Annotated in this window: 15 protein-coding genes; 6 read left to right on the top strand and 9 right to left on the bottom strand. The window is 67.7% G+C overall.

Annotated elements, in window-relative coordinates:
- The first annotated feature begins 65 nt into the window (after positions 1 to 65).
- Together U1701_RS02110 and U1701_RS02105 are read left to right on the top strand one after the other, a co-directional pair.
- Positions 66 to 2,807, top strand: coding sequence for an exo-rhamnogalacturonan lyase family protein (locus tag U1701_RS02110; protein ID WP_332780873.1), 2,742 nt, complete (start codon positions 66 to 68; stop codon positions 2,805 to 2,807).
- Positions 2,804 to 3,448, top strand: coding sequence for a DUF6250 domain-containing protein (locus tag U1701_RS02105; protein ID WP_332780872.1), 645 nt, complete (start codon positions 2,804 to 2,806; stop codon positions 3,446 to 3,448). Before U1701_RS02110 ends, U1701_RS02105 begins: the two co-directional genes overlap by 4 nt.
- Before the next feature lie 105 nt (positions 3,449 to 3,553).
- On the opposite strand, the gene U1701_RS02100 is transcribed toward U1701_RS02105, so the two are convergent.
- The gene (locus tag U1701_RS02100) at positions 3,554 to 6,784 is read right to left on the bottom strand and encodes a TonB-dependent receptor (RefSeq protein WP_332780871.1); all 3,231 of its coding nucleotides are present in this window, start codon (positions 6,782 to 6,784) and stop codon (positions 3,554 to 3,556) included.
- 187 nt (positions 6,785 to 6,971) lie between these two features.
- Between U1701_RS02100 and U1701_RS02095 the strand changes: the two genes are divergently transcribed.
- Positions 6,972 to 8,903, top strand: coding sequence for a rhamnogalacturonan lyase (locus U1701_RS02095; RefSeq protein ID WP_332780870.1), 1,932 nt, complete (start codon positions 6,972 to 6,974; stop codon positions 8,901 to 8,903).
- A gap of 120 nt (positions 8,904 to 9,023) precedes the next feature.
- On the opposite strand, the gene U1701_RS02090 is transcribed toward U1701_RS02095, so the two are convergent.
- Genes U1701_RS02090 through U1701_RS02060 form a run of 7 tightly spaced genes read right to left on the bottom strand, consistent with a single transcriptional unit; the run spans position 9,024 to position 15,771 of the window.
- A complete protein-coding gene (locus U1701_RS02090) occupies positions 9,024 to 9,977 on the bottom strand; it encodes an alpha/beta hydrolase (RefSeq protein ID WP_332780869.1) in 954 nt (317 codons plus the stop codon).
- Positions 9,978 to 9,990: 13 nt separating this feature from the next.
- The gene (locus U1701_RS02085; protein WP_332780868.1) at positions 9,991 to 10,788 is read right to left on the bottom strand and encodes a rhamnogalacturonan acetylesterase; all 798 of its coding nucleotides are present in this window, start codon (positions 10,786 to 10,788) and stop codon (positions 9,991 to 9,993) included.
- A 13-nt stretch (positions 10,789 to 10,801) separates the two neighbouring features.
- Complete coding sequence (locus tag U1701_RS02080) at positions 10,802 to 11,740, bottom strand: Gfo/Idh/MocA family protein (RefSeq protein ID WP_332780867.1); 939 nt, start codon at positions 11,738 to 11,740, stop codon at positions 10,802 to 10,804.
- A complete protein-coding gene (araD1, locus tag U1701_RS02075) occupies positions 11,737 to 12,726 on the bottom strand; it encodes an AraD1 family protein (protein WP_332780866.1) in 990 nt (329 codons plus the stop codon). Before araD1 ends, U1701_RS02080 begins: the two co-directional genes overlap by 4 nt.
- Entirely contained in the window at positions 12,726 to 13,364 is a 639-nt protein-coding gene (locus U1701_RS02070; RefSeq protein WP_332780865.1) for a 2-dehydro-3-deoxy-6-phosphogalactonate aldolase, read from the bottom strand. The genes araD1 and U1701_RS02070 overlap by 1 nt, the downstream gene beginning before the upstream one ends.
- Positions 13,361 to 14,230, bottom strand: coding sequence for a 2-dehydro-3-deoxygalactonokinase (locus U1701_RS02065; protein ID WP_332780864.1), 870 nt, complete (start codon positions 14,228 to 14,230; stop codon positions 13,361 to 13,363). The genes U1701_RS02070 and U1701_RS02065 overlap by 4 nt, the downstream gene beginning before the upstream one ends.
- An 11-nt stretch (positions 14,231 to 14,241) precedes the next feature.
- Complete coding sequence (locus U1701_RS02060; RefSeq protein ID WP_332780863.1) at positions 14,242 to 15,771, bottom strand: aldehyde dehydrogenase (NADP(+)); 1,530 nt, start codon at positions 15,769 to 15,771, stop codon at positions 14,242 to 14,244.
- A 95-nt stretch (positions 15,772 to 15,866) separates the two neighbouring features.
- On the opposite strand from U1701_RS02060, the gene U1701_RS02055 reads away from it, so the two are divergent.
- Positions 15,867 to 16,742: an SMP-30/gluconolactonase/LRE family protein gene (locus U1701_RS02055; RefSeq protein ID WP_332780862.1), complete on the top strand. Its 876-nt coding sequence runs from the start codon at positions 15,867 to 15,869 to the stop codon at positions 16,740 to 16,742.
- 150 nt (positions 16,743 to 16,892) lie between these two features.
- Here the strand turns inward: U1701_RS02055 and U1701_RS02050 are convergent, their stop codons facing one another.
- A complete protein-coding gene (locus tag U1701_RS02050; protein ID WP_332780861.1) occupies positions 16,893 to 18,200 on the bottom strand; it encodes a sugar MFS transporter in 1,308 nt (435 codons plus the stop codon).
- A 117-nt stretch (positions 18,201 to 18,317) separates the two neighbouring features.
- Between U1701_RS02050 and U1701_RS02045 the strand changes: the two genes are divergently transcribed.
- Positions 18,318 to 19,460 carry an aldose epimerase family protein gene (locus U1701_RS02045; RefSeq protein ID WP_332780860.1) on the top strand — a complete coding sequence of 381 codons (1,143 nt, stop codon included), beginning with the start codon at positions 18,318 to 18,320 and terminating at the stop codon, positions 19,458 to 19,460.
- Positions 19,461 to 19,483: 23 nt separating this feature from the next.
- Positions 19,484 to 21,277: an IlvD/Edd family dehydratase gene (locus U1701_RS02040; protein WP_332780859.1), complete on the top strand. Its 1,794-nt coding sequence runs from the start codon at positions 19,484 to 19,486 to the stop codon at positions 21,275 to 21,277.
- Positions 21,278 to 21,330: the final 53 nt, after the last annotated feature.

Genomic DNA, 21,330 nt, shown 5'->3' with positions numbered 1-21,330 from the left:
AGTTAGAACACTATCTCAAATTATGCATCGCCGACGCATGGGGTGGATGCAGGTTGGAGAGAGTGATGCCCGATAGGTCGATCAGCCGCCGCACGTTCATTTCCAGCACTGCGCTGGCCGGCGGAATCGGCGTGATGCCGACGATCGGCGAGGCGGCGCCGATGTCGCAACGCGGCGATGCGCAGCACGACGTGCAGTGGCTCGACGGCGCGCCGCCGGTTAGCCACGAAGGGCAGAGCTGGGGTCAGCCCTGGCCACGCGGCACGCGGCTGGCCAAGGGCTACCGCGTCGCCGACGCGGCCGTGCAGACCTGGCCGATGGCCTATTGGCCGGACGGGTCGATCAAATGGACGGGGCACGCGATCGGCGCCGATGCGGCACGTGAAGCGGCGCTGCTGGTACGGGCGGGGACCGCACCCAAACCATCGGCTCCGGTGACGGTTCGCGAGACGGCGGAGGCGATCGAGGTGAGCGTCGGCCCGCGTCGGTGGCGGATCGGTCGGCGCGGCGAGGCGCTGATCGTCTCCGCCAGCGTCGGCGACCGTGAGACGCTGCGCAACGTCCGCCTGGTCGCGACCCTGCAGGACGGTCCTGACGAGGATGATTTGGGCACAACCGCTACGGCGCGTGCGACGGGTACGATCGACGCGGTGACGATCGAACAGCGCGGACCGGTGCGCGCCGTCGTCAAGATCGACGGTCATCATGCCGGCGCGTGGGCAAGGATGCCCTTCTCGCTGCGGCTGTACTTCTACGCAGGCGCGCAGTCGGTGCGGATCGTCCACAGCCTGATCTTCGATGGCGATCCGGCCAAGGTCTTCGTGCGCGGACTTGGGCTGACCGGCGACGTACCGATGGCCGATGCGCCGCACGACCGCCATGTCCGCTTCGCCGGTGAGCAGGGCGGGCTGTGGGGCGAGGCGGTCCGGCCGTTGACCGGGTTGCGGCGCGATCCGGGCAGGGCGTTTCGCGAGGCACAGGTGGCCGGCGTCGCCACCCCGTCGGAGAGCACCATGCCCGCGAACGTGCGCGCCGAACTGCGCTACATTCCGGCCTGGGGCGACTTCACGCTGCGCCAGCCCAATTCGGACGGCTTCACGATCACCAAACGCACCAAGCCGGGGCATGGCTGGATCGACGTGGATACCGCCGGGCGCGCGCCGGGCCTTGGCTATGTCGGGTCGGTCAGCGGCGGCGTCGCGTTCGGGATGGGCGATTTCTGGCAGCGCCCGCCGGTGCGGCTCGATATCCGCGACGCGGCGACCGATACCGCGCGGTTCACGATCTGGTATCACGCGCCGGATGCACCCGCGATGGACCTGCGCTTCTATCACGACGATATGGGGATGACGGACTATACGCGGCAGAACCAAGGCCTCGACATCACGTACGAGGATTTCGAGCCGGGTTGGGGCGATTCGCTAGGTATCGCGCGGACGACCGAGTTCCGGCTCTGGGCGTTGGAGGCGACGCCGCCGCGCGACGCGCTGGTGGCGATGGCGACGCTCGTCGCGCACCCGCCCCGTCTGGTTGCGACGCCGCAGCGCATCCACGACGCCGGGCTGTTCGGCATCTGGTCGCCGGCCGAAGCCGGTGGCGGTCCGGCCCGCGCGGCGATCGAGCAGCGCGCGGGTCGCGAACTCGATTTCTACATCGGCCAGGTCGAACAGCGCCGCTGGTACGGGTTCTGGAACTATGGCGACGTCATCCACAGCTATGACAACGACCGGCATGTGTGGCGCTACGACATCGGCGGGTTCGCGTGGGACAATAGCGAGCTCTCGACCGATATGTGGCTCTGGTACGCCTATCTGCGCACCGGGCGCGCGGACGTGTTCCGGATGGCAGAGGCGATGACTCGGCATACCAGTGAGGTCGACGTCTATCATGTCGGCCGCTTCAAGGGGCTGGGGACGCGGCACGGCGTGCAGCATTGGGGCGACAGTTCGAAGCAGCAGCGCGTGTCCAACGCAGCGTTCAAGCGCTTCTATTACTATATGACCAGCGACGAGCGCTGCGGCGATCTGATGCGCGCGCTGGTCGACAGCGATTATGCGCTGCAGACCGTCAATATCGGGCGGAAGGTCGGTGCGCGCGACGATGCCTCGCTGCCGCCCGGTGGCGCGTCGGCGGTGGCGATGACGACCGCGCTGCCCGCGGGACAGGTGTTCGTGCAGTTCGGGACGGTGTGGGGATCGATGCTCGGCGCGTGGCTGACCGAATGGGAGCGCACGCGCGACACGCGGTGGCGCGACCGGATCGTCGCGGGGATGGAGTCGCTCGCGGCGCTGCCGCGGCAATGGTTCACTGGCGGCGCGCCGTTCGATCTGAAGACGGGACGGTTCATGGGCAGCACCGACCAGGTCAGCCTCAGCCATCTGAACGGCGTGTTCGGGGTGTTCGAGATCACCGCCGAACTTCTGACGCTGCTCGACGTGCCCGCCTACCGCGAGGCGTGGCTGGATTACTGCGCCTTCTACAACGCGCCCGACGCCGCGTTCCGCGCCAAGACCGGGTCCGGCGGCAAGGGCCGCGGGCTGCGGCAGGCGCATTCGCGCTTCACTGCCTATGCCGCGCGCGAGCGCAACGATCCGGTGCTGGCACGCCGGGCCTGGGCGGAGTTCATCGGCCCGGGCGATCGCGAAGGGCGCGACCAGTCGCGCGCGTCGCGCCGGATCGCGGGGGCGGCGGTGCTGAAGCCGGTCGACGAGATCGCCGAAGTCTCGACCAACGACGCCGCGCAATGGGGGTTGACCGCGACCGCCAACCTGGTGCTGCTCGCCGGCGTGATGGACAGCGCATCGTGAGACGCTGGATCCTGCTCGCATCGCTGGCCTGTGCCGCGGCAGGCGATGCGCAGGACGGGCTGTCGCGGTGGCGGATCGAAGCGGACAAGGGCAGCGCGCAGGTGTCCGTCCGCGATGGCGTGATCGACGTCGAGTCCCCGGACGGCGTGACGCTCTGGTACCAACAGCGGCTCCGCGGCCCGGTCCGCATCGATTACGACGTGATGGCAATTTCGGCCGGGGGCGCGAACGACGCGGTCAGCGACGCCAACGCCTTCTGGATGGCGCGCGACCCCGGCAAGCGGACCCTGCGTCCGCGTGACGGTGCGTTCGCCGGCTATGACGACATGGAAACCTATTATGTCGGGATCGGCGGCAACCGCAACACGACCACGCGGTTTCGCCGCTATATCGGCCGGCCGGGGGATCGGCCGCTGAGAGCGGCGGACGATCGGCAACGTCCGGGCGACATGTTGAGGCCGAACGTGTGGATGCACATCCGGCTGATCGCCGACGGTAACCGGATCGCGGTCGAGCGCGACGGCAAGCCGCTGTTCGCGCTGGACGATACCGCGCCGTACACCAGCGGCTATTTCGGGCTGCGGACGACCAAGAGCCATTTGCGCGTGCGCGGCGTGACGATCACGAAGCTGCGGCGCTGAGCTTAAAAAAGGGCCAGGCGCGGGACCTGGCCATGTCGGACGACTGCGCGTCGGGGTGCCGGCAGCCGCGGCGTACCCGGTCCGTCGGGACCGAGTACGATCAGGTCAGAACTTGAGCTGGTATGACGCGAAGAAACGCTGGCCAGCGTAATAATATTCGACCGGCCGTGCCTTGTCGATGTAGCTCTTCGACGATTCCTTGTTGATGTTCGACATCTCCATCGAAATCTGGCTGTGCTGTTCGGGGAAGCGGAACGTAACCTTGGCGTCGAAATAGCCCTCGCCGCGGCGATAGATCGGGCTGTTGTCGAAATTGACATCGGCAACCGTCACCAGCCAGTTTGACCGGTAGTTGTAATTCACCCGAATGTTCAGCCAGTCCTTGTCGTAAAACACGCTGGCATTTGCGGTCCATTTCGACAGCCCGGGATAGTCGTTGAGGGGGTCGCCCGTCGCCACGTTGGTCAGGTTGGTGCGGATCGCGCGGGCGTAGGTGAAGTTGCCGCTGGCCCCGAGTCCGTCAAACGGGGCAGGCAGGAAGGTGAACGCGGTCTGCGCGCTCCCCTCAATGCCGTCGAGCAGCGCGCCGAAGCCGTTGGCGGGCTGACGGATCGAGAACAACTGGCCGTCCTTGAACAGGTCGACGTCGTTGCGGACGATGTTCTGGATGACGAAGCTCGCCTCGTATTTCTTGAAATAGCCCAGGCTGATCGCGGTGTCGCGGTTGGGGAACCAGCCGAGGTTCACCTCCCACTGGTCGGCACGGTAGGGCACCAGATCGGGATTGCCGCCGGTACACGTATCCTGTGCACCGGTGATATCGGTCACGTCGTCGAGGCAGTTGACGTTCGGAACGAGATCGGTCGGCTTTGGCCGCGCGAGGTTCTTTGCCCAGTTGGCGCGGAACGTCAGGTTCGGCGTGATTTCGAGCGCCGCGTTGAAGGCGGGCAGCCAGTCGGTGTAGCTGTTCTTTAGCGACAACGAGTTCGCGCCAAGGGTGACGGTCTCGATCACCGCGGGGATGCCGGGAACGCCGGTGCCGGGCCGGACGCGCGTGGTGCGGCTGATGTTGGTGCCGGTGCCTTCGTCGGTGGTCTTGACGTAACGCAGACCGGCATTGCCGGTGAGCCGCATGCCGAGCAGATCCTGTTCGAAATCGCCCTGGATATAGGCGGCGGCGACCTTCTCCTTGATGAACACCGCCGGAATCTGGGACTGGCCGTCAGCGCTGCGGACAAGATCCTGGTCGAAGCCCGACAGGTCGTAGATTTGGCCCAGTCGATCATAGTTGATCGTCGGTATGGACAGCTGAGTCGGCAAACCGTCCGGTGCGCCCTTCAGTCCGCTGAACAATGGCGCACCCGGCAGCTGGCCGCTGTTGGCGGCGATGAACTGGGCATACTGCGCCTGCGTCATGTAGTAGGTATTCGGCGCGCGTACCGCCGGGGGCGTGTTGGTGACGACCGTCGTGTACGAAACGTTGGCGCTGGTCTGATAGACCGCAGGGATCGCCGCCGCGCCGGTGGACGGGTTGGCCGATACCGGAGGCGTCAGCAGGCGCGTGCCACCGCCCGCATAGTTCTTATACTGCTGCCAGCGGAACTGGCCGCCATATTGGATGGTGGTCAGGAACGGCAGGTTGGTCTCGAAGTCCGCGTCGAGCTTGAGCTGATCTTCCTTGTTGTTGTTGTCGGTCGGACGATACTGGACCTGCGGACCGGCCTGTCGGCCGTCCGCGTTGACGCCGCCTGGGCGGACATAGGCGCTGGTCGACGTCGCATCGAAATTCTCGGGGAAGACGAACACCGGGATGCCGAGGTCGTTGCGGCGATCGATCGTGATGCCGCTGATGCCGGTCGAATAGGCGACCAGGTTGGTTTCGCCGACGGTGCGGCCGGTCGAGTGCGAGGCCAGCGCCTTGATCTGCAACCGGTCCATCGTCCAGTCGAACCCGGTCAGGTAATAGCGCGTGGTCTGATCATATTGGAAGTCGCGGCGCTGCACGCCGAGGATGTTGCTGGCACCGTTCCACACGGGGGCGGCGGCGGTGCCGACATTGACCGAGTTGAGCGCGGTCAGCGCGCTGGTGACGACATGGTTCTCGCTGGTCGAGGTGCCGGCTGAAATCTGCGGACGGGAGGTCGCGCCATTGAGTCCGGCGGGTAGCGCCGCGTCGTAGTTGAAGCGTTCGAACCGGCCCAGGTCGAGCGAATAGTTTACGTCGTTCAGCTGCTGGTTGCGGTTGTTGACGACCGCTTCGGCATAGGCGCGAAAATTGTGGGCGAATTCATACTGGATCTGGAAGTCCCCCGAGAGCCGCTTGTCGTCGATCCGGCGCTGGCGCAGCCGGGGTACGGTCGGCACCCAGTCGAAGAACTGCGTTTCGCAGGCCAATCGGCGTGCCGTCGCCGCAGCGGTGTTCGCACCGCCGACACCCGCGCAACTCGCATAGGTGTTGAAGTTGGCATAAGTGGGATTGGCGACGGTCTTCTCGTTCGACCGGTCGAAATCGGCGATCCGTTTCCAGTTGGTGTTGCTGATGAAATCCTGGCGAAGCTGCTTGTTCTCGTAGGTGACGTTGGCGAGGACGCCGAGCCCGTCGATCAGGAAGTGCGGCGTCCCGATCAGCGCGGTCAGGCGAGGCCGCCAATTCTGCGTCGTATCCAGATGCTGCGCGGATACGACCAGCGAACCGAGCGCCTTCTGCAGCTCGAGCGGGCGCCGCGTCTCGATGCTGACGGTGCCGCCCAGACCACCTTCGGTCAGGTTCGCGGAATAGCCCTTGTAGACGTCGATCGACTTGACGAGTTCGGTCGCCAGTTCGCGGAAGTCGCCCGAGCGGCTGCCATCGGCGCTGGCCTGAGTGACGCCGTTGACCTCGACGCGGTTGAGATCGGGCTCGACGCCGCGGATCGACACCTTGGTGCCTTCGCCAAAGTCGCGGTCGAGCTGGACGCCGGTGACGCGCGCGAGCGAATCGCCGACATTCTTGTCGGGAAAGCTGGCGATATCGTCGGCGACGATCGAATCGACTACGGTCCCAGCGTTGCGCTTGCGCGCGATCGCGGACTGCAGCGAGGCGCGGGTGCCGACGACGATGATGTCCTCCGGGGCCACGTCGAGCGTCGCGGCGGACGATGGCGATGCCTGCGCGTCGGCCTGCGCGGGGGCGGTTTCGGGCTGCGGCTGCGTCGCCGGCGCTGCGGTCTGCGCGCTCGCGATACCGGCGAGGCCGTAGGCGAGGACGATCGCCATCGACGAGGTCGTGCCGCGTACCGCGCGCGCCAGGCGCCGGGTCGTGGAACGCGATGCTGCGGAATTCTGGACGTCAGTCATGTTGATCCCCTCTGAACGCCCGTCCGAAGGACCGTCGGCGTGACCCGCATGTCTGGCGACGCGGTAACGTTACTGCGTTTATGTTGCCAACATATGGAATGCAATAATATAGATTGGAAAATTGGCGGATCGAATGCGATACCCCGGCCAACGTGACATAAATGCACAATGAGCGGAGAGGGACGTCATGACGAAGACCAAGTCGAGGAGCCCGTGGCTGGCGGGCGCCTGCCTGGTGCTGGTGCCGATGGCGGCCGATGCCCAGTCCGCGGTCCAGCCGACGGCGCGGATCACCGAGCGACTCGATCGCGGCGTGGTCGCCGTTCCGGCGCAGGGCGGCGGCGTGCTGGTCAGCTGGCGTTTGCTGCGGACCGACCCCAAGGGGGCGCGGTTCGACGTCTACCGTGACGATCGCAGGATCTCATCGACGCCGGTCACGGACTCGACCAACTTCGTCGACCGCACCGGCGACGGCAGCGGCCGCTATGCGGTGCGCATGACCGGCGCGCGGGCGACCGCGGGCGCAGCGGTCTGGAAGACCGGCTATCTGTCGATCCCGCTGGTGCCGCCGGCGGACGGCGTCACGCCCGCGGGCGACCGGTATGGCTACACTGCCAACGACGCCAGTGTCGGCGATCTCGATGGCGACGGCCGCTACGAGATCATCCTGAAATGGGATCCCGCCAACAGCCACGACAACAGCCAGGCGGGCTATACCGGCGACGTCTTCGTCGATGCCTACACGCTAGACGGCAAGCGGCTGTGGCGGATCGACCTGGGTCGCAACATCCGCGCCGGCGCGCATTACACGCAGTTCCAGGTTGCCGATTATGACGGCGATGGCCGCTCCGAAATCGCAATGAAGACTGCCGACGGCACCGTCGACGGCATCGGCAAGCCGATCGGCGACGCGACCGCGGACTGGCGCGGGCACGACGGTGAAGTCGCGCAGCCCGATCGCACCGGCGCGAAGCTGCTCGCCGACGGTACCAGGGTCGCGTCGCTGGTCGGGCGGATCATGACGGGCCCCGAATATCTGACCGTGTTCGACGGCCGCACCGGCAAGGCGCTCGCCACCGCACCCTATGATTCGCCACGCTATCCCGGCGGCAACCCGACGTTCGAGCAGCAGCGCGACACCTGGGGCGATGGTTACGCCAACCGCGCCGACCGGTTCCTCGCCGGCACCGCCTATCTCGACGGGCGGTTGCCCAGCATGGTGTTCGGGCGCGGCTATTATGCGCGCACCGTGGTCGCCGCCTGGGATTTTCGGGGCGGCAAGCTGACCAAGCGCTGGACGTTCGACAGTTCGGCGCCGGGCAATGCCGACTATGCCGGGCGCGGCAACCACCAGATGAGCATCGCCGATGTCGACCATGACGGCCGCGACGAGGTGATTTACGGATCGATGGCGATCGACGACACCGGCAAGGGGCTGTGGACCGCGCCGCTGTTCCACGGCGATGCGATGCATGTCGGCGATCTTGACCCCGCGCGGCCCGGGCTGGAGAAGTTCGGTGTGCACGAGGAGGTGAAGCGCAACGGCGGGATCGGCTCCGCTCTGCTCGATGCGCGCACCGGCGAGATCCTGTGGACCAAGCCGGCCGAGACCGACACCGGCCGAGGTCTCTCCGCCGATATCGATCCGCGGCACCTGGGCGAGGAGATGTGGGGATCGAACCAGCCCGACCTGTTCGACGTCCACGGCAAGGCGATCGGCCCGCACCCGCGGCAGACCAATTTCGCGATCTGGTGGGACGGGGACCGGTTGCGCGAGTTGCTCGACGGCACGACGATCAGCAAATGGGACTGGCGCACCGGCACCTCGACGCCGCTGCTCAAGCCCGCGGGGATGGCGTCGGACAACGGCACCAAATCGAACCCGACGCTGCAGGCCGACCTGATCGGCGACTGGCGCGAAGAGGTGGTGTGGCGCAGCGCGGACAATCGCGAGCTGCGGATCTACACCACGCCGTTTCCCACCACGCACCGCTATGTCACGCTGATGCAGGATCCGGTCTACCGCGCCGGCATCGCTTGGCAGAACACCGCGTACAACCAGCCGCCGCATACCGGCTTCTACCTGGGCGAGCCCAAGGTTACCGAGACGGCGAAATAGCGCTCCCCCATTCTCGTCATTCCAGCGCAGGCTGGGGTCTCGTGAGGCTGGGGAGGGACAGCGCCGCACGAGACCCCAGCCTGCGCTGGGGTGACGATCAGGGGGTTGGCTTGTCGCGCCCTAACTGCGCACCTTCAACCCGTGCCGTCCGGCGAAAATCAGATACTGCTGGAGCCAGACATTGGCGGTGCCATCGGGTTTCAGGAGCGGCGCGCCGTGGCCCCCCTTTTCGATGATGTAGAGCTCGGACGGGATCGCCGCCGCCTGCAGCGCCTCGAACATGCGGATGCTGTTGGCGGCCTTCACGGTTGCATCGTCACCGGCGTGGCCGAGCAGGGTCGGCGGCATGTCCGCGGGCAGATCGGCCTCCGCCGAACAGCGCGCGGCGGTGGCGTCGTCGGGGTTCGGACCGAGGAGTTCGCGCCGCGACTGGGCGTGCGCGAGCGGCCCCTGCATCGTGATCACCGGGAACATCAGCCCCGCGGTTACCGGCCGCGCGGATAGCCGATCGGCGGCGTCGACCGGCGCATAGGTAGCGAGCGCCGCGCGCGACGCGAGCCGCGCGGCGACATGCCCCCCCGCCGAAAACCCGATCGTCGCGACGGATGCCGGATCGATTCCCCAGGTCGCCGCGCGCGCGCGGATGATGCGCATTGCGCGCTGCGCATCCTGCAGCGCCGTGTCGGGACCGGCCGCCCAGCCGTCATGCGGCAGGCGATAGAGCAGCTCGAACGCGGTGATACCCTGCGCCGCGAACCACCGCGCGACCGCCGACGGCTCGCGCCCGATCGCGACCCGCGCATAGCCGCCGCCGGGAATCATCAACACCGCGCCGCCGGTCGGCGCCGCGGCGGGTGAAACCGTCAGCATCGGAGTCGCGACGTGCGGCCAGGCGATGTCGTCGGCCCCGCCGGTCGGCGAACGCTTGACGAAGGCATCTACGACCGCGGGGGTCGGCATGCCCGGCGCGATTCCCGGCCAGATCGGGAAGCGGGTCGGCGTCGGAGCCGCGCCTGCGGGTCGCGCCAGCGTCGCGGCGAGCGAGGCAGCGATCAGCGTGCGGCGGTCGATCATGGTAGTCGGCACCTCAGCAGGCCGGCCCGCCAGCGGGCGCGTCGCGCGTCAGGGCCGGTCGCCCGCCATGGACATGCGCGGCGATCGGCAGAGTCAGCTGGCTCAGCGACGTTGCGACGATATCGGCGATGCGCCGCGCACCGAGCTCGCTGAAATGCGTGTCGTCGTCGACGCCGTTCGGATAGCCGGGGGCACCCGCCGCGCCCTTGTAGTGTAGATAATAGCGCGCGGATTCCTCCTCGCCGACGCCCTCGATCCAGCGTTCGGACAAGGCGGCGAGGTCGATGATCGGCGTGCCCGTTTCCGCGGCGACCCGCTTGGCGGCGTCCGAATAGGTCGGGAAGCTGCGCGCGGGATGACCGCCTGCGAAGGCGCGCCGCGTGACCGGAGTCAGCAGCACCGCGCGCGCACCGGCGGCGGTGGCCACAGCGATGAAGCGCTTCAGGTTCGTCTCGTAATCGGGGATCGGGGTGTAGCGTTCGGGCTTGGCGATCGTCGCATCGTTATGCCCGAACTGGATCAGCAGCGTGTCCCCCGCGCGGATATCGCGCGCGATCGCATCCAGCCGTCCCTCGGCCATGAAGCTCTTGGTGCTGCGGCCACCGATCGCGCGGTTCTCGACCACGATGCCGGGATCGACCGCACAGCGCAGCATCGTGCCCCAGCCCGACTGCGGATAGCGTTCGGGCTTGTAGTCCTGCGCAGTGGAGTCGCTGGCGATGAAAATGCGCGTCGGCGCCTGCGCGGTCGAGGGCACGACCGCGAGACCGGCGGTCAGAAGCGCGGCGGCGATCGTTACGGTCCGGTACATCGGCAGCACTCCATTATTCGATAAAGGGTTCGACCTGGATGTGCCGGCCACGCAGGAACGCGTCGGCGACAAGGCGCAGCGGCGCGATGTCGACGTCGGACATACCTGCATGGACGATTTCGGCAAACCGCGCGTAGAGGCCGGAATATTCGCCGTGCCGCGCGGTGCCGATTGGAGTCTCGCCCCCCGGCAGCGACAGTTCGCCGCCGCCCTTGGCCAGCGTCAGCGTGCCGGCATCGGTCTCGACGACGATGTCCCAGCTCTGCGGGCCTTCCTGGCGGAAATCGAGATCCATCGCGATTCCGGTCCCTCGCGTATCGCGGAAATCGACGCGCGCGGCGATCGGCGCGGCGCAGTTGGCGGGGACGTCGAGTTCGGCCTGCTCGACGCAGAACGCATGCGGCAGGATATGCGTCGCGATCGACAGCGCGTTGATCCCCGGATCGAACACGCCGAAGCCGCCCGGCTCCCAGATCCAGTGCTGCCCCGGATGCCAGACGCGGACGTCCTCGCGCCAGGTGATCGTCGCCTTGGTGATCGTCCGTTCGGCGAGCCACGCGCGTGCCGGTTCGACGCCCGCAGCATAGCGCGAATGCCAGCTGGCGAACAGGCTGACACCGGCCGAATCGGCGGCCTCGCCCAGAGCGACGACATCCGAAAGCGTCGCACCGGGGGGCTTTTCGAGGAACACGTGCCAGCCCTTGGCGATCGCGGTCATCGCGATCGCACGCCGCACCTGCGGCGGGGTGCACAACGCGACCGCGTCGACCAGCAGACCGCTCGTGGCCAGATCCTCGATCGTGGTGAAGAACGGCAGCCCGCCGGTCGCCTCGCCATGACGGCTGACGGTGGCGACCAGTTCGAAATCGGGATTGGCGGCGATCGCCGGCAGATGCTGGTCGTGCGCGATCTTGCCCATGCCGACCACGGCGAGACGGATCGGCTCGCTCACAGCGCGCGGACCGTGGCGGGTGCGGCAGGCGCGAAGACCAGCGTGTTGCGCAACGGCAGCGTGAACGGCGCCGCGGCGATCTCGAACACGTCGCCCGCCTGCGTTTGCACGCCGTCGGCGCACGACAGCGTGGCGGTGCCGAAGAAATGGACATGGACGTCGCCGGGCCGGCGGAACGGCGCATATTTGAAATGGTGGCCTTCGAGATTGTCCAGCGTGTGCGACATATTGTCCTCGCCGGTCAGGAACGACTTTTCCCACAGGGTCGTACCGTCGCGGACGATCCGACTGATGCCGCGGACGTCGGCAGGCGGCGTGCCGAGCAGCAGCTCGGGGCCGAGCGACGCCTGACGGAGCTTCGAATGCGCCAGCCACAGATAATTGTGCCGCTCGGTGACATGGTCGCTGAACTCGTTGCCCAGCGCGACGCCGAGGCGGAACGGCGTGCCATCGTCGCCGATCAGGTAGATGCCGGCGAGCTCCGGCTCCTCACCGCCGTCGAGCGCGAAGGCGGGCGCGTTGAGCGGCGCTTCGGGGGCGACCAGCGACTGGCCGTCGCCCTTGTAGAACCATTCGGGCTGCGCGCCGGTCTCGCCGGGGGCAGGGCGTCCGCCCTCCATGCCTTCGAGGAAAAGGCGCATCGAATCGGTCTGCTTGCCCTCTGCGGCGGCCTTGTGCATCGCGTCGCGGCCCGACGCCGAGCCGAGATGCGTGAGGCCCGTACCCGCCAGCATCAGCCGCGCCGCATCGGGATGGTCGATCGCGGGCAACAACCGCCCGGCGGCGAGTTCGGCGGCAAGGTCGACGGTCTCGTCGGTCAGCCGCGCCTGCGCCGCTGCGGCGAGGGTCGTGCCCTCCGCGATCGCGATCCGCGCGAGGTCTAGCGTCGTATCGGCGCCCGACACGATATGCGCGGCATCGCCATCGGCGAAGATCACGCGGCGGGCACCCGCGGCGTCGCGATGCTGGAGTAGGCGTTGGGCCATCACACGAGCTCCTTCAGGGTATCGACATAACGCTGCGCATCGCGCGCGACGTCTGCGGCGGGTTTCCCCGCGCGGTAGAGGTTTGAGCCGAGACCGAAGCCGTCCGCGCCGGCATCGCGCCAGGCCTGCATCGTCTCGGGCGTGATCCCGCCGACCGCGAGCATCTTCGCATCCTTGGGCAGAACCGCGCGTTGCGCCTTCAGATAGGCAGGTGCTGCGCCTTCGGCCGGGAAGAGCTTCAGGCCATGCGCGCCCGCGGCGAGCGCGGCGAAGCCCTCGCTGGGCGTGAAATAGCCGGGCAGCGAGATCATCCCGGCGGCGACGCTCGCACGGATCACATCGGTATCGGTGTTGGGCGAGACGATCAGCGTCCCGCCGGCGTCGGCGACGCGGGTGACGTTGTCGGGGGTCAGCACGGTGCCTGCGCCGATGATCGCGCGGTCGCCAAGCCGTTTGGCGAGCAAGGCGATGCTGTCGAACGGATCGGGCGAATTCAGCGGCACCTCGATCAGCGTGAAGCCGGCCTCCACCAGCGCGTCTCCGATCGCGGGCGCCTCGGCCGGGGTCAGGCCACGCAGGACCGCGACCAGCGGACAGGCGGCGAAGGCATGCGCGAACCGCGCGGCGGCATCGGTCATCGAGTCATCTCCCAGATCGTGTGGATGCCGGCGAGGAAGCCGGCCTGATTGTCGACCGCGGTCAGGCGGCCACCGCGTAGGCGTATCGCCACCGCGTAGAGATCGGCGAGCGGGCCGCTCGCGAGCAGATGCACGTCGCGCCCGTCGAGATCGCGCGTGCCGACGTCCGCCCCGATCAGCAAGCCGCTCGCAAACGCGGCGGCATCGTCGGCGGGCAGGGCACCCAGCAGCACCGCCGCGCGCACCTCGAACAGCGCCACGGTCAGGTCGGTCGCGCCGGCGCCGCGCGCGATCCCGTCGCGAAACGCCGGGCCATCGGCGACCGCGCCGTCGAGCATCCCCTTGAGAACGCCGTTGCCGCGCAACAGCGCGAACAGCTCACCGGTCATCGCGGTGGAGACATCGACGATGCGGCCCGCGACCGTCCGGACCCATTTGTTGTGCGTGCCGGGCTGGCAGAACAGCGCGTCGGCCGGTGCAAGGCCTGCCACGATCGCACCCAGCACCTGCACCTCTTCGCCGCGCATCACGTCGCTCCGCGCGCCGGTCAGCTTCACGCCAGGGACGATCGCGACATCCTCACCCGGTACGATCGCGCGCCCCTCGGCCAGCGCTGCCAGGTCGGCGGGTGCCGCGACGTAGGGCACATCAACCCATCCGCGGGTCGACCCGACCATTCCCGCGGCGATCATCGGCAGCGCACCGAGCCGATCGCGCAGACTCACCACTTCTTGCGGAAACGCGGCATGATCGATCACGAGCACGCCGCGGTCGTCCTGCACGCAGTCGAGCACCGCACCGTCCGCATCGATCAGATAGGCGCGGCGATTGGTCGTCCCCCAATCGGCCGCGATATAGGCGCCCACCGTTCCTGCGTTCACGCAGGCGAGCCGTCGACCAGTTTCGGCCCCGCAGCGCCGTCCCTGATGTCGGCCGGCAGCAACGACTGCGGCAGGTCCTGATAGCAGACCGGACGCAGGAAGCGGTCGATCGCCAGGCTGCCGACGGAGGTCGAGCGGCCGTCCGACGTGGCAGGGAAGGGACCGCCATGCACCATCGCATGGCTGACCTCGACACCGGTCGGCCAGCCATTGGCGAGGATCCGCCCGACCTTGCGCTCTAGCAACGGCACCAGTTCGGCGGCGGCGGCGTGATCGTCGGCATCGAGCTGGATCGTTCCGGTCAGCTGGCCTTCGAGCGTCGCGATGACCTGCTTCAACTCGCCCATGTCGCGGCAGCGGATGATCAGCGACGACGCGCCGAACACCTCTTCGCCGAGCGCGGCGTCGGCCAGGAAGGCGCTGGCGTCGGTGGTGAACAGCCGCGCCATCTCGCGCGCGATGCCGTCGCCTTCGAGGCCGGCTGCGACCTGAGTCACCGCCGGGTTGGCGGCGAGCGCTGCGGTGCCGGTGGCATAGGCTTCGCGGATGCCGCCGGTCAGCATCGGCTGCGGATCATGGCCGGTCATCGCGGTGACGGCGGCGTCGACGAACGCGTCGAAGCCTTCGCCCTCGATCGCGAGCACCAGCCCGGGATTGGTGCAGAACTGGCCCGACCCCATCGTCAGCGAACCCACGAACGCGGTCCCCAGCGCGGCGCCGCGCGCGGCGAGCGCCGCGGGCATCAGCACGACGGGGTTGATGCTCGACATCTCGGCATAGACCGGAATCGGCACCGGCCGCGCCTGTGCGAGGGCGACCAGCGCGAGGCCACCGCGGCGCGAGCCGGTGAAGCCGACCGCGGCGATCCGCGGATCCTGCACCAAGGCGATACCCAGGTCGTTGCCGGGGCCGCGGACATGGCCGAACGTCCCCTCGGGCAAGCCGCTCTTCGATACCGCCGCGCGGATCGCGCCGGCGACCATCGCGTCGGTGCCAGGATGCGCCGGGTGACCCTTGACGACGACCGGGCAACCGGCGGCGAATGCCGCGGCGGTGTCGCCGCCCGCGGTCGAGAAGGCGAGCGGGAAGTTCGACGCGCCGAACACCGCGACCGGGCCGAGCGGGATCATCCGCATCCGCAGGTCGGAGCGTGGCGGCGTGCGATCGGGCAGCGCGCTGTCCAGCCGCACTTCGCGCCATAGCCCGGCGCGCACGACATCGGCGAACAGCTTGAGCTGACCGACGGTCCGGCCGCGCTCGCCGGTCAGGCGCGCCATCGGCAGGCCGCTCTCGCGGTGGGCGGTCTGGAGCAGGTCGTCGCCGAGCGCCATAATCTCGGCGCCGATCGCCTCGAGGAACGCGGCGCGCGTCTCGGCGTCGGTCGCGCGGTACGTGTCGAAAGCCGCATCGGCGGCGGCGCAGGCCGCCGCGACATCGTCGATCGTGCTGACCGAATAGGATCCGATCGGCTTGCCGGTGACCGCCTCGATCGCGTGGAATTGCCCGCTGGAGTTGCCGTCGCTCATCGCTCTCACCTATTCTGTCTGACTTATCGACTGTATAGGCATTCGCCGTGCCGCCAGCAATATGGGGCACGCAAGCCAACGCGTGGGAGCGGATGATGAGTGACGAAATTCGGACGGTTTGGAGCGGATCGGCGCTGCTCGGCGAGGGCCCGGTCTGGGACGCGCGCGCCGGCGTGCTGTGGTTCGTCGATATCAAGCAGCACCGCGTCCACCGGCTCGATCCCGCGACCGGGACGGTCGACGACTGGACCGCGCCCGCGCAGATCGGCTGGGTTCTGCCTGCCGAGGGGGGCGAGCTGATCGCCGGGCTTCAGACGGGGCTCGCGACGTTCGATCCCGAGAACGGCACGTTCACACCGCTCGCGGATGTCGAGCCGCACCTGCCGGGCAACCGCCTCAACGACGCGACGGTCGCGGCCGATGGCGCCATCTGGTTCGGATCGATGGACGATGGCTGCGAAAAGCCGACCGGGCGGCTGCACCGGTTCGACGGCAGCGCAGTCACCACGACCGGCCTGCCGGCGATACCGATTACCAATGGCCCCGCCTTCTCGCCCGACGGCAGCACGCTGTATCATGTCGATACGGTCGAAGGCGTGATCCACGCGGTGGCGATCGATGCGGCGGGCGAGCCGGGGGCGATGCGCGATTTCGTGCGGATCGATCCCGATCACGGCAACCCGGACGGCGCGATCACCGACAGCGCGGGCAATGTCTGGATCGGCATCTGGGGCGGCTGGTGCGCGCGCTGCTACGCCCCCGATGGCACGCTGCTGCGCGAAGTGCGGATGCCGGCGCAGAACGTGACCAAGATCGCGCTGGGCGGGCCGGATCTGAAGACCGCCTATGTGACGACCGCACGCGGCGACCTGACGGATGCCGAACTCGCCGAGCAGCCCGAAGCGGGGCATCTGTTCGCGTTCGCGGTCGATGTCCCCGGCCGGCCGGTGCCGGTCGCGCGGCTGGGCTGAAGCGCGCTCCCGTCACCTCGCGAAGGGACGGGGTATTCTAACCAACCTCGTCATCCCAGCGCAGGCTGGGATCTCCCGGTTCGGGCCGAGTGGCCCGCCGCAAGAGACCCCGGCCTGCGCAGGGGTGACGGGCGTGGGGATGGGTTGGGCTTAAACCCGCTCCCCGCGCACCACGGGCTTCGATCCCCACAGCGCGTAGAACAGCACGTACAGCTCGCACAGCGCGGTCAGGAAGAACGACGCCTGCAGGCCGTAACGGTCCGCCAGCCAGCCCTGCACCACGACCAGCGCACCGCCGGCGATCGCCATGATCAGCAATCCCGACCCCTCTTCGGTGAGCGGCCCCAGCCCGCGGATGCCGAGCGTGAAGATCGTCGGGAACATGATCGAATGGAACAGTCCGACCGAGATCAGCGCCCACATCGCGACGTGACCGGTGGTGACCGCCGCGATCAGCATGACGATCGTCGCGCCGATGCTGGCGATCGCGAGCGCGTGGCCGGCATCCATCTTCTGCATCGCGGCGGCGCCGACCAGTCGGCCGATCATCATCCCGCCCCACAGCAGGAACAGATAGTTCGACGCCTGCTGGTGCGTCAGGTTGCCGATCTCGGGCTGCGAGACGAAGTTGATGAAGAGGTTGCCGACGCCGATCTCGGCGATCAGGTAGATGAAGATCGCGGGGATGCCGAACACCAGGTTACGGTGGTTCCACAGCGAATGGCCCTTACGGTCTTCCTTCGCATGACGCTGCGTCGCCGCACCCATCGCGGGCAGCGGGAAGCGGGCGATCACGACCGCGAGCACCGCCAGAATCGCGGCGACGATCAGATAGGGGAGCACAACCGATTGCGCGTCGGCCAGCTTCTCTGCGGGAGTCAACGCCGCCGCGCCCGCTATCGCGGTACCCGAGGTGGTGCGGCCCAGGATCAGATATCCGCCGAACAACGGCGCGAGCGTAGCGCCGGCGGAGTTGAACGCCTGGACGAGGTTAAGGCGCGACGACGCTGTCTCGGGCTTGCCGACCACGGCGACATAGGGATTGGCGGCAACCTGCAGCAGCGTGATGCCGCTGGCGATCACGAACAGCGCAAACAACGTGACGCCATAGGAGGGCAGTCGCGCCGCTGGCACCATGATCAGCGCGCCGGCCGCCATCATCGCCAGGCCGATGACCATCGAGCGCTGATAGCCGACGCGTTCGATCAGCTTCGCCGAGGGGATCGAGGCGAAGAAATAGGCGATGAACCATACCGATTCGATCAGCGTCGTCTGCGTGTAGCTCAGGTCGAACACGCTGCGCAGATGCGGCAGCAGCGTGCCGTTGATGACGGTGATGAACCCCCACATGAAGAACAGGCTGGCGAGCAGCGTCAGCGCGGACCTGTACGAGGTCGGCGTCGTGGCCCCTGTCGGCGGGGTGCCGATCGGGGTGGGGGTCAGCGGCGGTCCGGCCATCATTCTCTCCTTGTCGCGCGCCTAGTCTGTTCGTCGCGCTTGCGTTCTGGCGATATGTCTGACTAAATTTCCCACGACCGGTCAACGGAAATTCATCGACGCGTAGGAGTGAACAGTATGAAGAGTACCGCAACCGCGGTGTCGTGGGCACTCGCCGCGAGCATGATGCTCCCGGTCGCGGCGCACGCCGCCACCGCAGAGCGCGCGCCATGGGGCACGCTCGCCGACGGCACCGCGATCGAGGCGATCACGCTGACCGGCACGAACGGCGTCAGCGCGCGGATCGTAACCTACGGCGCGCTGCTGCAGGCGTTCAACGCGCCCGACCGCACCGGCAAGGTCGCGGACATCACGCTCGGCTACGACACGCTGCAGCCCTATCTCGATCATCCCAATTACTGGGGTCAGACGATTGGGCGCTACGCCAACCGCATCGCCGACGGCGCGTTCACGCTCGACGGCAAGACCTACCAGCTGACCAAGAACGACAAGACCAACGCGCTGCACGGCGGCGTGAAGGGCTTCGACAAACAGGCCTGGAAGGTCGTTTCGATCACCCAGGGCGCGCAGGCCAGCGTCGTCCTGGCGCGGACCAGCCCGGCGGGCGATGAGGGGTATCCCGGCACGCTCAAGGTGCAGGTCACGTTCAGCCTCGACGATCGCGGCGCGCTGACGATCGACTATGCTGCGACCACCGACGCGCCGACGATCGTCAACATGACCAACCACGCGCTGTTCAACCTGGGCGGGGAGGGCGCGCCTACCGACGTGCTCGCGCACCGTCTGACGATCCCGGCTGCGCGCTACACGCCGGTCAACGAAAAGCTGATCCCCACCGGCGAGCTGAAGCCGGTCGCCGGCGGCGTGTTCGATTTCACGAAGGGGCGGGTGCTGTCGAACGGCGTTCGCGACGGCCGCGATCCGCAGATCGTGTTCGGCCATGGCTACGACCATAATTTCGTGCTCGACAAGGGGCTCACCAAGACGCCGGAGCTGGCCGCACGGCTCGAGGATCCGGCATCGGGCCGCGTGCTCGAACTGCTGACCACCGAGCCGGGCGTGCAGGTCTATACCGGCAACTTCCTCGACACGACTCTGATCGGCAAGCAGGGGCATTTGTACCGGATGAGCGACGGCATCGCGCTCGAACCGCAGAAATTCCCCGACACGCCGAACCAGCCCGCCTTCGGGTCGGCTCGGGTCGATCCCACGCATCCCTACCATCACCGCATGATCTACCGCGTCTCGACGACGCGCTGATCTCTGCCGCCGGAGCATTACCCATGACGACCCCTGCACCCAAGCTGCGCAGCCGCGCCTGGTTCGACAATCCCGACAATATCGACATGACCGCGCTGTATCTGGAGCGCTATCTGAACTTCGGGCTGAGCCTTGAGGAACTCCAGTCGGGGCGGCCGATCATCGGCCTCGCTCAGACTGGCAGCGATCTTTCGCCCTGCAACCGCCACCATCTGGTGCTCGCCGACCGCGTCCGTGAAGGCGTGCGCGAAGGGGGCGGGATCGTGCTAGAATTCCCGGTCCACCCGATCCAGGAAACCGGCAAGCGCCCAACCGCGGGGCTCGACCGCAACTTGGCCTATATGGCATTGGTCGAGGTGCTCTATGGCTATCCGCTCGACGGCGTCGTGCTGACGATCGGCTGCGACAAGACCACGCCCGCTGCGCTGATGGCGGCGGCCACCGTCAACATCCCCGCGATCGCGCTGTCGGTCGGGCCGATGCTCAACGGCTGGCACAAGGGTGAGCGCACCGGCTCGGGCACGATCGTGTGGAAGGCGCGTCAGCTGCTCGCCGCGGGCGAGATCGACGATGCGGAGTTCATCCGCCTGGTCGCGTCGTCGGCGCCGTCGACCGGATACTGCAACACGATGGGCACCGCGACGACGATGAACTCGCTGTGCGAGGCGCTCGGCATGTCGCTGCCTGCTTCCGCGGCGATCCCCGCGCCGTATCGCGATCGCCAGGAATGCGCCTACCGCACCGGCAAGCGCATCGTCGAGATGGTCGCCGAGGACCTGAAGCCCTCCGACATCCTGACCAAGCCTGCGTTCCACAACGCGATCCGCGTCAATTCGGCGATCGGCGGATCGACCAACGCCCCGATTCACCTGTCGGCGATCGCGCGCCACATCGGCGTCGACCTGCCGCTCAAGGATTGGGAGACCGAGGGGCACAAGGTGCCGTTGCTCGTCAACCTGCAGCCGGCCGGCGAATATCTCGGCGAGGACTACTACCGCGCGGGCGGCGTGCCTGCGGTGGTCAACCAGCTGATGGAGCAGGGGTTGATCCACGAGGACGCGCTGACCGTCAACGGCAAGACGATGGGCGACAATTGCCGCGGCGTCGAAATCGAGGACGAGAAGGTCATCCGCCCGTTCGACCAGCCGCTGGTGGTCGATGCCGGGTTCATCGTGCTGTCGGGCAATCTGTTCGATGCCGCGATCATGAAGACCAGCGTGATCGGCCTCGAATTCCGCGAACGCTATCTGTCCAACCCCGGCGACCTCGACGCGTTCGAAGGGCCGGCGGTCGTGTTCGACGGGCCGGAGGATTATCACCACCGCATCGACGATCCGGCGACCGGGATCACTGCCGAGACGTTGCTGTTCATGCGCGGTGCCGGGCCGATCGGCTATCCGGGCGCCGCCGAGGTCGTCAACATGCGGCCGCCCTCCTATCTGATCACCGAGGGTATCCATGCGCTGCCGTGCATCGGCGACGGGCGGCAGTCGGGGACCAGCGGCAGCCCGTCGATCCTCAACGCCAGCCCCGAGGCTGCGGCGATGGGCGGCCTGGCGCTGCTCAAGACCGGCGACCGCGTGCGGATCGACCTCAACAAGGGGACGGCCAACGTGCTGATCTCCGACGAGGAACTGGCGCAGCGCCGCGCCGACCTGATCGCCGCGGGTGGCTATCGCTACCCGGCATCGCAGACCCCGTGGCAGGAAATGCAGCGCGCGGTGGTCGGCCAGATGAACACCGGCGCGATCCTGGAGGGTGCGGAGAAATACCAGCGCATCGCCCAGACGATGGGCCTGCCGCGCGACAACCACTAGGCAACCGTTCTCCTGCGAAAGCGGGAGTCCGGAACTCCAGGCGGCAGCGTCTG

Source organism: Sphingomonas rhamnosi (assembly GCF_036663615.1).
Classification (GTDB): Bacteria; Pseudomonadota; Alphaproteobacteria; order Sphingomonadales; family Sphingomonadaceae; genus Sphingomonas.
This window is presented reverse-complemented; position numbering and strand designations above follow the sequence as displayed.

Coding starts and splice junctions, on each gene's coding strand:
- U1701_RS02110 (WP_332780873.1), top strand. CDS start 66: ATGCCCGATAGGTCGATCAGCCGCCGCACGTTCATTTCCAGCACTGCG.
- U1701_RS02085 (WP_332780868.1), bottom strand. CDS start 10,788: ATGTACCGGACCGTAACGATCGCCGCCGCGCTTCTGACCGCCGGTCTC.
- U1701_RS02060 (WP_332780863.1), bottom strand. CDS start 15,771: ATGAGCGACGGCAACTCCAGCGGGCAATTCCACGCGATCGAGGCGGTC.
- U1701_RS02090 (WP_332780869.1), bottom strand. CDS start 9,977: ATGATCGACCGCCGCACGCTGATCGCTGCCTCGCTCGCCGCGACGCTG.
- U1701_RS02070 (WP_332780865.1), bottom strand. CDS start 13,364: ATGACCGATGCCGCCGCGCGGTTCGCGCATGCCTTCGCCGCCTGTCCG.
- U1701_RS02045 (WP_332780860.1), top strand. CDS start 18,318: ATGAAGAGTACCGCAACCGCGGTGTCGTGGGCACTCGCCGCGAGCATG.
- U1701_RS02050 (WP_332780861.1), bottom strand. CDS start 18,200: ATGGCCGGACCGCCGCTGACCCCCACCCCGATCGGCACCCCGCCGACA.
- U1701_RS02055 (WP_332780862.1), top strand. CDS start 15,867: ATGAGTGACGAAATTCGGACGGTTTGGAGCGGATCGGCGCTGCTCGGC.
- U1701_RS02100 (WP_332780871.1), bottom strand. CDS start 6,784: ATGACTGACGTCCAGAATTCCGCAGCATCGCGTTCCACGACCCGGCGC.
- U1701_RS02095 (WP_332780870.1), top strand. CDS start 6,972: ATGACGAAGACCAAGTCGAGGAGCCCGTGGCTGGCGGGCGCCTGCCTG.
- U1701_RS02040 (WP_332780859.1), top strand. CDS start 19,484: ATGACGACCCCTGCACCCAAGCTGCGCAGCCGCGCCTGGTTCGACAAT.
- araD1 (WP_332780866.1), bottom strand. CDS start 12,726: ATGGCCCAACGCCTACTCCAGCATCGCGACGCCGCGGGTGCCCGCCGC.